Source organism: Rhizobium sp. CB3090 (assembly GCF_029714285.1).
Taxonomy (GTDB): Bacteria; Pseudomonadota; Alphaproteobacteria; order Rhizobiales; family Rhizobiaceae; genus Rhizobium.
Genome location: NZ_CP121662.1, coordinates 16,147 through 28,946 on the forward strand (window position 1 = coordinate 16,147; position 12,800 = coordinate 28,946).

Here is a 12,800-nt window from a genome sequence, read left to right on the forward strand (position 1 = left end):
TGTATCCGATTCATGACAAAGGGAGAGATAAGGCGTTATGGACAGTTCTGCAATCGCAGATCGGCGGCAATTGCGCCGCAAGCTTGGCTTTTGGCGCGTCATTGCCGTTCTTCTCCTGGTGGCGCTGGGCTTTGCGCTTTATCGTTTCGCGGCCGGCGATCTACCCTCCATACGCGGACCGCAGATCGCCCGCGTCAAAATTTCCGGCCTTATCCTGGATGACACCGAGCTTTTGGAGCGGCTGAAGAAGATCCAGGACAATGATCAGGTCAAGGCGTTGATCGTCTCGATTTCATCGACCGGCGGCACGACCTATGGCGGCGAACGTATCTTTAAGGCCATTCGTGCCGTTGCCGCGAAGAAGCCCGTGGTCTCCGATATCCGCACCGTAGCAGCGTCTGCCGGCTACATGATCGCGACGGCGGGTGATGACATTGTCGCCGGCGACACGTCGATCACCGGCTCGATCGGCGTCATCTTTCAGTATCCGCAGGCGAAAGAGCTGCTCGACAAGCTTGGCCTCTCGCTGGACGAAATCAAGTCGGCGCCGCTGAAGGCCGAGCCATCGCCATTCCATCCGGCGAGCGAAGAGGCCAAGGCGATGATCCGCAACATGGTCATGGACAGCTATGGCTGGTTCGTCGATCTCGTCGCCGACCGTCGCAAATTGCCGCGCGACGAGGTGCTGAAGCTCGCGGATGGCAGCATCTTCACCGGCCGGCAGGCATTGCAGAACAAGCTGATCGACACCCTCGGCGGCGAAGACGAAATCCGCGCCTATCTCGACACGCGCAAGGTCAAAAAGGACTTGCCGATCGTCGATTGGAAGGCAGAGGACAAAACCTCATCCTTCTTTTGGCCGAGCGCCGCTTCTTGGTTGCTAAATCGTCTCGGTTATGATGATTTTATGAAGGGAGAGGATCTCCAGAAAATTATGACAGAGAAGTTGTTTCTTGACGGCCTGCTTTCTGTTTGGCAGGGTGCAGCTAATTGATAAATCAATGATTTAAGGGGGCAACCGTGATTAAGTCGGAATTGGTGCAGATTGTGGCGGCACGTAACCCGCATCTCTACCACCGCGATGTCGAAAATATCGTCAACGCTGTCCTCGACGAGATCACCGATGCGCTCGCTGCGGGAAATCGCGTTGAACTACGCGGTTTCGGCGCTTTTTCCGTCAAGAACCGGCCCTCGCGCTCCGGTCGCAACCCGCGTACGGGCGATACGGTGTTCGTCGAGGAAAAATGGGTTCCCTTCTTCAAGACTGGCAAGGAGCTGCGTGAGCGCCTGAATCCCGGCGCCGGCGACGAAGAAGACGACAATTAATCATCGTTTTTGGCGGATACTCTTCGCGAACGTCCCCGGTGGACATGCCCGGTGGACATGACTGCGCCGTGACCGGGTGGCACTTGAACTTGGCCCGGTCTGTCTTATTCTGCGGCTATAGGCGATAGGAGTGCATTGCACGGATGCGCCTGGACAAAGGAGCGTTCGCAATGACCAAGAAGATCATCAACCTGCTGATATTGCTGCCGCTCGGCATTATCCTCATCATCTTCTGCGTCGCGAACCGCCAGTCCGTCACGCTGGCGCTCAATCCGTTCAGGCCCGAGGATCAGGTGCTGTCGCTGAGCGCGCCGCTGTTCGTGCTGCTGTTTGTCGCGTTGATCATCGGCATGCTGGTCGGCGCGGCGGTTACCTGGTTCAATCAGGGCAAACACCGCAAGCTTGCTAGGAGCCAATCGCGCGAGGCCGTGCGCTGGCAGGCGGAAGCCGACAAGCACCGCAATCGGGCCGAACAGATCGCCGGCCAGCTTCCATCGAAATAACTGCTCCGAAGTAACTATTCGCCGCGGAGCTGCATGTCCTTGTAATCGCCCTCTGGCGACGATCCGTCGCCGATAATCGCGAAACCAAGGCTGCGGTAAAAGGCGATGGCGCGGGTATTCTTCACCAGGCATTTCAGCCGGTAGCGCCGCTGGGGCCAATCCGGCAGGGCGGCAAGCAGAGCCTTGCCAGCGCCACGGCCCTGGAATTCGGGCAGAATGTAGAGCATGTGGATGAAATCGTCCGGTTCCCATAACGTCATGAAGCCGGCAATGGTCCCGTTTCGATCCTCGCAGACGAAGACGTGTTCGCCGGGTGTCTGACCAACGAAATCCTCGCTATGGAATTTGCCGGGGTCCACCCAGAGAAACGTCATGCGCCGCACACGGAGATAGATGTCGGCGAGAACGTCGGTATCCCGCTGGTATGCCGGTCTGATGGTCCAAATATCTGGTTTCGACGTCATGAGCGGTCTATGGCGGGTCGGATGACGATCGCAATCAAGCGCTGGCTTGGCCGTTGAGGGCCGCAGTGAAATCGGCGAAGAATTGCTGAGCCAGTTTCTTGGCACTGGAATCGACCAACCGCGAGCCGAGCTGGGCGATCTTGCCGCCGACCTGGGCCTTGGCCTCATAGCGCAGGATCGTCTCGCCGCCTTCCTCTTCCAGGGTAACATCGGCCCCGCCTTTGGCAAAGCCGGCAATGCCGCCCTTGCCTTCGCCGAAGATCGTATAGCTCTCCGGCGCATTGATGTTGGACAGCGTCACTTCACCGCTGAAGGAAGCGGAGACCGGGCCGATCTTCAATTTCACCGTTGCCGTCAGCTCGGTCGGCGAAATCTTGTCCAGGCTCTGACAGCCGGGGATGCATTGCTTGAGAATATCGGGGTCGTTCAATGCGGCCCACACGACGTCCCTCGGTGCGGCAATCCGTTCTTCACCGGTCATATCCATGCGCAACCCTCCCGATCTGGCATTTCGTCCCGAGATAATCGCAGATCGGAAAGCGCTTTGCCAAGTGGCGGCCAGATGCTATTTGCACGCACATATCAATTTTGAGACAAGCATGGTGAAACAGAAGGAACGCCGGCCCGGTTCGAAACCCGCGGGCGGCCCCGGCGCAAAGCCCCAAAGGGATGTCCGGCGTGACGCGCCGCTGAAGACCGGCAAGCCGCCGGCGAAGCCCGCACGTGATGCCGGCCCGAGGTCGGCGCCGGCCGCGCGCGACCGCGACGGGCGGATGTCAGAGCCGCGGGTTACGGCGGCTATCGCGGTCACGTCCGAACGCCCGTTGATCACCCGAAACGGCGAGCGTCCGGTGGAGCGCGTGCCCGTCATCCTCGAATCGCTGGGTGCCGGGGATTTCCACCTGATCGACAGCGGCAACGGGTTGAAGCTCGAGCAATACGGTCCCTATCGCATCGTCCGGCCGGAGGCACAGGCGCTGTGGCAGCCATCGTTCGCCGCCCATGTCTGGGACAATGCCGATGCGATCTTCACCGGCGATACCGATGAGGACGGCATGGGCCGCTGGCGGTTTCCGCGTGAAGCGCTCGGTGAGACCTGGCCGCTGCAATTGCTCGGCATCGATTTTCTCGGCCGCTTCACCGCCTTCCGCCATGTCGGCGTCTTCCCGGAGCAGATCGTGCACTGGGCCTGGATGAAGGAACAAGTCGAAGCCGCAAAGCGGCCGCTGAAGGTGTTGAACCTTTTCGGCTATACCGGTGTCGCTTCGCTGGTCGCTGCTGCTGCCGGCGCCGAAGTCACCCATGTCGACGCCTCGAAGAAGGCGATCGGCTGGGCGCGGGAAAACCAGGCGCTCGGCCGCATGGAAAAACTGCCGATCCGCTGGATCTGCGAAGACGCCATGAAATTCATCCTGCGCGAGGAACGGCGCGGCAACAAATACGACATCATCCTGACCGACCCGCCGAAGTTCGGCCGCGGCCCGAATGGTGAGGTCTGGCATCTCTTCGAACATCTGCCGTCGATGCTCGACATCTGCCGCGAAATCCTGTCGCCCAAGGCGCTTGGCCTGGTGCTGACAGCCTATTCCATCCGCGCCAGCTTCTATTCGATCCATGAGCTGATGCGCGAAACCATGCGCGGCGCTGGCGGCGTCGTCGAATCCGGCGAACTGGTGATCCGCGAGGCTGGCCTCGACGGCAAGACGCCGGGCCGCGCGCTCTCAACATCTCTCTTCAGCCGCTGGGTGCCGAAATGAACCATGATTTCCGCAATGACGGCCCCCGCAAGGTCGGACATGTCAAGGAGGTCACCTCCCTTGCCAATCCGATCATCAAGGACATCAAGGCGCTGACCAACAAGAAGTCGCGCGAGGAGAGCGGCGCTTTCCTGGCGGAAGGTTTGAAGCTGGTCATCGATGCCCTGGAGCTCGGCTGGACCATTCGCACGCTGGTCTACGCCAAGGCGGCCAAAGGCAGGCCGCTGGTCGAGCAGGTGGCCGCCAAAACCGTCGCTGCCGGCGGGCTGGTGCTCGAAGTCAGCGAAAAAGTTATCGCCTCCATCACCCGCCGCGATAACCCGCAGATGGTGGTCGGCATATTCGACCAGCGCTGGCGGCAGCTCCGCGACGTCAAGCCGAAGACCGGCGACACCTGGGTGGCACTCGATCGCGTGCGTGACCCCGGCAATCTCGGCACCATCATCCGCACCGCCGATGCGGCTGGTGCGTCCGGCGTGATCCTCGTCGGTGAAACGACGGACCCGTTTTCGCTGGAAACCGTAAGGGCAACCATGGGCTCGGTCTTCGCCGTTCCCGTCGTCAAGGCGACGCCGGAAGAGTTTTTGGCCTGGAAGAAGACCGCGGGCGTTTCCGTTGTGGCCACCCATCTGGCCGGTGCTGTCGATTACCGCACGATCGATTACAAGAAAAAGCCCGTCGTGCTGCTGATGGGCAATGAACAGTCCGGCCTGCCGGATGCCCTGGCGAAGGAGGCCGATGCGCTTGCCCGCATCCCGCAGGCCGGCCGCGCCGACAGCCTTAACCTGGCGGTGGCGACGGCAGTCATGCTGTTCGAATCCCGCCGTCATCTTCTGACCCTAAGCGAGACGCGATGACCGACAGCGAGATGAACGAACAAGCACCCGCAAAACCCGCTCTGTTTTCCCGGCCTTTGCCGATCCTGATTTTCATTGTGGCCGCCGTTATCCTCGATCAGGCGGTCAAGATCATAGTCGACAACTGGCTGCCTTTGCAGGAGATGGTGCCGGTCATTCCGATGCTGGCGCTTTACCGCACCTATAATCTCGGCGTCGCCTTCTCGATGCTGTCGGGCACGGATGGCTGGTTCATCGTCGGCATGCGGCTCGTTATCGTCGTTTTCGTGCTCTGGCTCTGGCGGCGGACGCCAAATCATCGCTGGCTTGCCCATCTCGGCTTCGCTTTGATTATTGCCGGTGCGCTCGGCAACCTGATCGACCGGTTCCTCTACGGCCATGTGATCGACTACATCCTCTTCCATACCGAAACATGGTCGTTCGCCGTCTTCAATCTCGCCGACAGTTTCATCACCGTCGGGGCGGGCTGCGTCATTCTGGACGAGCTGCTTTTGCCGAAAAAGGCGAAAGCCTAAAATTCTAACGAATCCCTGAAGGCAACGGGAAGAGTGCTCATGTTAGTAAGACAACATGAGCACTCTGGCAAACCTGCAGGAAAAGCTTGTCGCCGCCGTTGACGACCACGCCGCACCACGCGAACGGCCGGTTGAAGACGCGCCGCCCATTACTGCCGATCCCATTGAGATTTCGCCGGCTAACATTTTGGATGCGCCGCAGCCTGCGTTTTCCCAATGGCTGCAGCGCCATTGGTTGAACGGTGGCGGCCTGATTGCCGGCGTCGCGTTCTTGTGGGTCGGCTATGCCGGCGGCCCGCTGGCGCTTGCTGCTTTGCTAGGCCTGATGGTGCTGGCGATTGTCGCCGGCGGCGTCTTCCGCAGGCGAAATGCTGCCCGCAAGGTCGTGGCGGAGACGCCGACCCTCAGCGAACATGAGCACGACCGTCTCTGGGAGAACAACGAAAGCACCAGCCTGCTTGCCACCATCCACGATGCGCTTGGCGATATCACGGTGACACGCGACATCGAACGCCGCATCATTCATGGCAATGCCACTTTCCGCAAACTGATCGGCAGGTCGAATCCAGAGGGTTTGACATTGGAGGAGGCGGGTCTTGTCTTCCGCGCCGCCCTAGCTTCCGAGCGCCAGGACGCGGAGATTTCCACGCCGGAAGGCCCGCGCATCTTTGCTTGGCATGATGTCATGTTCCGTGATCCCGCCACCGGGCAGTTGAGGATCCAGAGCGTCGCCCGCGACGTCACCGAGGAGCGGCAGGCCGCGCGTCTGCGCGAAGAGGCACGGCTGAAGGCGGAATATAACAGCGCTGCCAAATCGCGGCTGCTCGCGACCGTCAGCCACGAGATCCGAACGCCTCTGTCGGGCATTCTCGGCATGAACCATCTGCTCGCCCAGACGCCGCTGACCCTGGAGCAGGCCAATTACCTGACCGGCATCCGCCAGTCTGGCAATGCCCTGGTGCAACTCGTCGAAGACCTCTTGGATTTCTCGACGATCGAAGTCGGCCGCTTCCAGCTCCGGCCGCGCGCCGAACATCTGCGGCCGCTGCTGGAAGGCGTTGTCGAGATGCTCGCCCATCGCGCCCATGAAAAAGGTATCGAGATCGCCGCAACCGTCGCGGCGGATGTTCCCGAAATCATGGAGTTCGATCCCGCTCGCCTCCGCCAGGTGCTGTTCAACGTCATCGGCAATGCCGTGAAGTTTACGCAGACAGGTGGCGTCCTCATCCGCGCCGGCCTCGATAGCGAAGACCTGGTGATATCGGTCAGGGACAGCGGCCCGGGAATGACCGAGGAGGAGCAGGCACGCATCTTCGGCGAGTTCGAACAGGCGGGTAGCATGTTGGACAGAAGTGCCGGCACAGGTCTGGGGCTCGCCATCTCCGCCCGCATCCTGCGTGAGTTCGGCGGCACATTGAGCGTTTCCAGCATGCGGGGCGAAGGCAGCGAATTCAACGTCCGCTTCCCGGTTTCGGCTGTTGCCGGAGAGAACGAACAGGTCAGGCGCAACGAGCTGCTCAAATGCTCCCGTGTACTGCTGCTGGCGCCGGAAGGCGCCGCAAGCACGGCGATTGCCGATACCATCCGCACACTTGGCGGCCACTGCCGCCTGATCGGTCCCGGTGATGTGGAAAAGCTGGCGCGGTCCGCTCTTCAAGACGAAGGCATGCCGCTGACGGATCTCATCGTCGATCATCGCATGGCCCCATGGTATTTCCGCGAAGGGACTGAACTTGTCGCGTCCGGCGTTAGAAAGATCTTTCTGGTCAATCCGGAGGAGCGCAACACGCATCCGCTCGATCTCTTCGATGCATGGCTCATTCGGCCGTTGCGCGAACAATCGCTGATCGATGTGCTGAGCGGCCGCATGCGCGGCATGGAGAAGCGGGATGTGCTGAGCAGCCCGCCCGAAATCGGTATCGTGACGCCGGAGACGGCGGATGTCGCACTCAACGTTCTCTTGGGCGAGGACGATCCTGTCAACGCCATGCTGGTGCGCGCCATGCTCGCCAAAGCCGGCCACAGGGTTCGTCTCGTCGAGGATTTCGATAATTTGCTCGCCCGCGCCGAAAACAGCGAAAATCGCCCTGATGTCGTCGTCACCGATCTCACCATGCCCGGCGGCGAGGGCGCAGCGATGCTCGCGCAACTAAGGGCATTGGAGCGCCGATACGGCCTTTCGCCGCTGCCTGTGATCGTGCTGACCGCCGACAGTCGCGACGCCATCCGACGCCAGGCACTGCTTTCCGGGGCCGATGCCGTCATCGTCAAGCCGGTAGATCCCGATCGTTTGATCGCAGAGGTACGGGGCCTGTCGAAGCAGGCTTTGGGACACGGCTAGATTGAAAACATGCCTCCGAATCGTGATTCGGTCCTCTCCGTCTGCGCGATGACGAACTTGTCGAAAAGCCGCTTCGCAGCTTTTAAGAGCATCTCTTAGGATATAAGGGCTTCATCCGAATTCGGTGATTGGAACAGGCACGGTTCTTGCTTTTCGCAAAACACCATGTCACTTTCCTGTCGCACGAATTTGCTTTATGGCGGCTATATCAACCCGTAGAGGGGGAGTCGCCATGTCCATCGAAATTTTGAATCGCGAAGCTCAGGGCGAAATGGTTCAGTCTTCAAAGGCAACGGTTGAGCCGGTTGCCAGCGATGTGCTCGGACGCATCGGAAATCTAGAAACGCGCCTTGCTCGCACGGCACGGGAAATTGATGCTGCCCAGGCGGTGCGCTATCGCGTCTTCGTTGAGGAGATGAATGCGCAACTCCCGGCCGATGCCATGCGTCGCCAGCGCGATATCGATAGCTGGGATTCGATCTGCGACCATCTGCTGGTTCTCGACCGCTCGCTGGAAGGCGATTCGGAAGACCAGATTGTCGGCACCTATCGTCTGCTGCGCCAGGATGTGGCGATGGCGAATGGCGGCTTCTATTCTTCTTCGGAATTCGACATCGATGCCCTGCTCGCCCGTCATCCCGAAAAGCGCTTCATGGAACTCGGCCGCTCCTGCGTGCTGCCGGAATACCGTACCAAGCGAACGGTCGAACTGCTGTGGCAGGGCAATTGGGCCTATTCGCTGAAACACGGCATGAACGCCATGTTCGGCTGCGCCTCCTTCCCCGGCATCCGTCCGGAGCAGCATGCGCTGGCTCTATCCTTCCTCTACCATAACGTCAGCGCCAAGGACGAATGGGCCGTCAGCGCGCTGCCGTCGCTTGCACGCACCATGGACCTGATGCCCGTCGAAGCGGTCAATTCCAAGAAGGCGCTGATGGCGCTGCCGCCGCTGATCAAGGGTTACCTGCGCCTTGGCGCCATGGTCGGCTCCACCGCCGTCGTGGATCATGCCTTCAACACGACCGACGTCCTGATCGTCCTGCCGATCGCCAGCATTTCGGACCGCTATGTCAATTATTACGGTGCCGACGCCGGCCGGTTTGCGAGTTGATTGACGTAAGCCGGACTGATTCGGCCCCGGCCATCCTCAGGGAATCGCAAAAATATCGATCTCATCCGTAATGCCGCGAAGCGAAACGTGGTGGGATTGCGGCGTCAAACCGTGTGTCGTCAGCAATTCGCTGGCGCGAGGATTGTCGAGTACGGAGCCGGTGGCGAATATTTCGTGCGAGTTGGCGAGATGCTGCACGCGGGAAGCAATATTGACCGTCTGTCCGAAATAATCCTGACGCTCGTTCAGGCTAACCGCGATGCACGGCCCTTCATGAATGCCGATCTTGAGAAGGAGATCGTCGTTGCCGCGCTCCTTGTTGAGGCTGACCATCGCTTCGCGCATCCGCATGGCCGCGACCAGTGCCCGGTCCGGCGTCGGAAACGTCGCCATCACCGCATCGCCGATGGTTTTGACGATGGCACCCGCCTCCGCACCGACGATCTCTTGCAGGATGCCGAAATGGGTTCTTACCAGATCGAAGGCGGCAAGGTCGCCGACCCTTTCATATAGCGCCGTCGAACCGCGCAAATCGGTGAACAGGAAGGTGAGGCTGGTGATCTTCAGCCGCTGGTCCACGTCGATCGTGTCCGTGCGGTGGATGTCGCGGAAGGTTTGATTCGAGAGCAGTCGCTTTGCGGTCAGGAATGGACGCCGTCGACCCAGCAGGCCGTGCAGCACGTCATTGGCCACGCAGATCGATGGCAATGTGCGGACCTCCGTGTGATTTTCCATCAGAACGCGCAAGGGGCCGGGTCGCAGGGTGATGGGTTCGCTGTGCCGGTGCATGCGATCGAATATGAGCGAGATGGTCTGCCGCTCCTTCGACGGCTCGCCCTTTACGTCCAGGAATAGTGCCGCATGCGTGACCGGCTCGAAGATGATCACGTATTCCGCCGGCAACTGAAGCGATACGACGGCTTTTTCTCCCGCAGGCAGTTCCAGCGCCTCCAGAATGAATTGGTCGACCGTCGCTTCGTAGCCCTCATCGGGAAGGTCGACGCCTGAGCCCCAATAGATCTGGCGAAAATACTCGAAGGGCGGCAATTCGTGCGGATTGTGAGCCTCGATATGGCGCACGCGCGGGCTGACGGTGAAGGTGACTTCGACCATCTCGTCGAGGGTCGGCTCGTAGCCGGCAGCGCAAAGTGCGCAGCTATAGGTGTCGCTCTGCACGGTCTTCAGCGAAGTATTGGCGTCCAACACCCCACCGCAACCGGGGCACAGAACATTCCAGGAGATCTCGAAGAGGCCGAGGCGTGATGCATGCAGGAAGGCGTTGATGGTCTGCTCTTCATCGAAGCCGTGCTCGGCTGCGAAGGCAAGCGCGTTGACGCGGTTGAGCTTGCGATCGGGCGCGTCAAGGACGAGCCGCTCGATGGCGTCGACAATATCCGGCTGCGCTGAATGGCGCAGCACTTCAAACAGGGGCTGGGCTTCACTCATTGGTGCATCTTACACCAAATCGAAACCGCAGCCATTGGTCTTCTTGCAGTCTCGGCTCGGCACCGAGGTTAAGGGGGAATGGCCCGCAGCGAAAATGCCCCCTCTTAACCCGCCCCATAGGCGGCAATTGCCGCCATGTTGACGATATCCGAATCCTTTGCCCCCATCGAGGTGATCTGCACTGGCTTGTCGAGGCCGACGAGCAACGGACCGATCACGGTGGAGCCACCGAGTTCCTGTAGCATCTTCGTCGAGATCGAGGCTGAGTGGAAAGCGGGCATGACAAGCACGTTGGCAGGACCGGAGAGACGGGAGAAGGGATACAGCGTCTCGACGATCTTGCGGTTCAGCGCCACGTCGGCGGCCATTTCGCCGTCGAATTCGAAATTGACATAGCGCCTGTCGAGAATGTTCACCGCCTCGCGCACGCGCTCGGAGCGTTCGCCTGGGGGATGGCCGAAGGTGGAGTAGGCGAGCATGGCGACGCGTGGTTCGTAGCCCATGCGCCGCGCGAAGCCGGCGGCTTCCTCGGCGATATCGGCCAGCTCCTCCGACGTCGGCATGTCATGCACGGCGGTGTCGGCAACGATGACGGTGCGACCGCGGGCAAGCACCAGCGACGCGCCGATAACGCGATGCCCCGGCTTGGCGTCGATGCAGCGGCGCACGTCGTCGAGCGCGGTCGAATAGTTGCGCGTCACCCCTGTCACCATGCCATCGGCATCGCCGAGCGCCACCATGCAGGCGGCGAAATGGTTGCGGTCGTTATGGATGAGGCGCGTCACATCGCGGTGCAGGTAGCCTTTGCGCTGCAGCCGGGCATAGAGATAGTCGATATAGGCCTCGACACGCTTGGAAATGCGGGCGTTGACGATTTCGAGTCCTGGCCGGTTGAGGTCGATCCCGGCGCGTTCGGCCGTGGCATGGAGCAGGTCCTCACGGCCGAGCAGGATGGCGGTGCCCAGCCCCTGGTTGGCGTAGGATAAAGCGGCGCGCATGACCTGCTCTTCCTCGGCTTCGGCGAAGACGATGCGCTTCGGATGCCGGCGCACGCGTTCGTAGAGCTGCGCCAGCGTCGAGGCGATCGGGTCGCGCCGGGCCGAGAGTTCGCGGGCATAGGCGGCCATGTCCGGGATCGTACGGCGGGCGACGCCGCTTTCGATCGCCGCTTGTGCGACAGCAACCGGGATCGCCGAGATCAGGCGCGGATCGAAGGGTACGGGGATGATATATTGCGCCCCGAAGCGCGGTCTAGCACCCTGATAAGCGGCGACCACATCGTCCGGCACATCTTCGCGCGCCAGGCTGGCGAGGGCCTTGACGGCAGCGATCTTCATTTCATCGTTGATCGTCGAAGCCCTTACATCGAGCGCGCCGCGAAATATGTAGGGAAAGCCGAGGACGTTGTTCACCTGGTTCGGATAGTCGGAGCGTCCGGTCGCCATGATAGCGTCGTCACGGATGCGGGCGACTTCCTCCGGCGTGATTTCCGGATCGGGATTGGCCATGGCGAAGATGATCGGCTTGTCGGCCATGGAGCGGATCATGTCTTCGGAGAAGGCACCCTTCTGCGACAGACCAAGAACTACGTCGGCGCCCTTCATCGCTTCGGCGAGCGTACGCTTGTCGGTCTTGACGGCATGCGCCGACTTCCACTGGTTCATGCCTTCGCTGCGGCCCTGGTAGATCACGCCCTTCGTGTCGCAGAGTATGATGTTGTCGGGGTTGAAGCCCATTGCCTTGATTAGTTCGATGCAGGCAATCGCGGCAGCACCCGCGCCGTTGCAGACGAGCTTGGTGGTCTTGAGATCGCGGCCGGTCAATTCCAGTGCGTTGATCAGACCGGCGGTGGCGATGATCGCGGTGCCGTGCTGGTCGTCGTGGAAGACGGGGATATCCATCAGCTCGCGCAGGCGTTGCTCGATGATGAAGCAGTCAGGCGCCTTGATGTCCTCGAGATTGATGCCACCGAAGGAGGGACCGAGATAGCGGACGCAGTTGATGAACTCGTCGACATTTTCGGTGTCGATCTCGAGGTCGATCGAATCGACATCGGCAAAGCGCTTGAAGAGAACGGCCTTGCCTTCCATGACCGGCTTGGAGGCCAGCGCTCCAAGATTGCCGAGACCGAGAATGGCTGTGCCGTTGGTGATGACGGCCACCATGTTGCCGCGCGACGTATAGTCGTAAGCCGTCTGCGGATCGGCAGCGATTGCCTTCACGGGAACGGCGACGCCGGGCGAATAGGCAAGCGACAGGTCGCGCTGTGTTGCCATTGGTTTGGTCGGATTGATTTCAAGCTTGCCGGGGCGGCCCTGCTTGTGGAAATCGAGTGCTTCCTGCTCGGTGATCCCCGTTCCCGGACGCGGCGTACTGCTGGTGTCAGACATGTATCCTCCCAAACCTCCTGTGGGCGACCGGTCCCTCTTGCCCGATAGCTGTTGTCTTCTATAGCGGCGCGCGGATAGGGTGGCACCTCA

At 60.8% G+C, this 12,800-nt stretch carries 12 protein-coding genes; 8 read left to right on the plus strand and 4 right to left on the minus strand.

Features of this window, described 5'->3' with window-relative positions; all coding sequences use genetic code 11:
• The first annotated feature begins 37 nt into the window (after nt 1-37).
• From sppA to QA646_RS00105, 3 genes are all read left to right on the plus strand, one after another.
• Nucleotides 38-994 carry a signal peptide peptidase SppA gene (sppA, locus tag QA646_RS00095; RefSeq protein WP_283056903.1) on the plus strand — a complete coding sequence of 319 codons (957 nt, stop codon included), beginning with the start codon at nt 38-40 and terminating at the stop codon, nt 992-994.
• Between the two features lie 26 nt (nt 995-1,020).
• Nucleotides 1,021-1,326, plus strand: a complete 306-nt coding sequence (locus QA646_RS00100) for an integration host factor subunit beta (RefSeq protein WP_004120746.1) — start codon at nt 1,021-1,023, stop codon at nt 1,324-1,326.
• 170 nt (nt 1,327-1,496) lie between these two features.
• Nucleotides 1,497-1,829 (plus strand): LapA family protein, encoded by a 333-nt coding sequence (locus QA646_RS00105; protein WP_107107037.1) that lies wholly within the window; start codon nt 1,497-1,499, stop codon nt 1,827-1,829.
• A gap of 14 nt (nt 1,830-1,843) precedes the next feature.
• On the opposite strand, the gene QA646_RS00110 is transcribed toward QA646_RS00105, so the two are convergent.
• A complete protein-coding gene (locus QA646_RS00110) occupies nt 1,844-2,293 on the minus strand; it encodes a GNAT family N-acetyltransferase (RefSeq protein WP_283056904.1) in 450 nt (149 codons plus the stop codon).
• 34 nt (nt 2,294-2,327) lie between these two features.
• Entirely contained in the window at nt 2,328-2,780 is a 453-nt protein-coding gene (locus tag QA646_RS00115; protein WP_283056906.1) for a carbon monoxide dehydrogenase subunit G, read from the minus strand.
• A gap of 115 nt (nt 2,781-2,895) precedes the next feature.
• Here QA646_RS00115 and QA646_RS00120 point away from each other — a divergent pair, with 115 nt between their 5' ends.
• From QA646_RS00120 to QA646_RS00140, 5 genes are all read left to right on the plus strand, one after another.
• Nucleotides 2,896-4,050, plus strand: coding sequence for a class I SAM-dependent methyltransferase (locus tag QA646_RS00120; RefSeq protein WP_283058922.1), 1,155 nt, complete (start codon nt 2,896-2,898; stop codon nt 4,048-4,050).
• Complete coding sequence (locus QA646_RS00125) at nt 4,047-4,907, plus strand: RNA methyltransferase (protein WP_283056907.1); 861 nt, start codon at nt 4,047-4,049, stop codon at nt 4,905-4,907. The genes QA646_RS00120 and QA646_RS00125 overlap by 4 nt, the downstream gene beginning before the upstream one ends.
• An 11-nt stretch (nt 4,908-4,918) precedes the next feature.
• Entirely contained in the window at nt 4,919-5,422 is a 504-nt protein-coding gene (gene lspA / locus QA646_RS00130; RefSeq protein WP_283058923.1) for a signal peptidase II, read from the plus strand.
• Between the two features lie 55 nt (nt 5,423-5,477).
• Entirely contained in the window at nt 5,478-7,763 is a 2,286-nt protein-coding gene (locus QA646_RS00135) for an ATP-binding protein (RefSeq protein WP_283056909.1), read from the plus strand.
• Between the two features lie 232 nt (nt 7,764-7,995).
• Entirely contained in the window at nt 7,996-8,874 is an 879-nt protein-coding gene (locus QA646_RS00140; protein ID WP_283056910.1) for a GNAT family N-acetyltransferase, read from the plus strand.
• A 36-nt stretch (nt 8,875-8,910) separates the two neighbouring features.
• On the opposite strand, the gene QA646_RS00145 is transcribed toward QA646_RS00140, so the two are convergent.
• Nucleotides 8,911-10,320 carry an adenylate/guanylate cyclase domain-containing protein gene (locus tag QA646_RS00145; protein ID WP_283056911.1) on the minus strand — a complete coding sequence of 470 codons (1,410 nt, stop codon included), beginning with the start codon at nt 10,318-10,320 and terminating at the stop codon, nt 8,911-8,913.
• A gap of 104 nt (nt 10,321-10,424) precedes the next feature.
• On the minus strand, nt 10,425-12,710 hold the full coding sequence (locus QA646_RS00150) for an NADP-dependent malic enzyme (protein WP_283056912.1): 2,286 nt from the start codon (nt 12,708-12,710) through the stop codon (nt 10,425-10,427).
• Nucleotides 12,711-12,800: the final 90 nt, after the last annotated feature.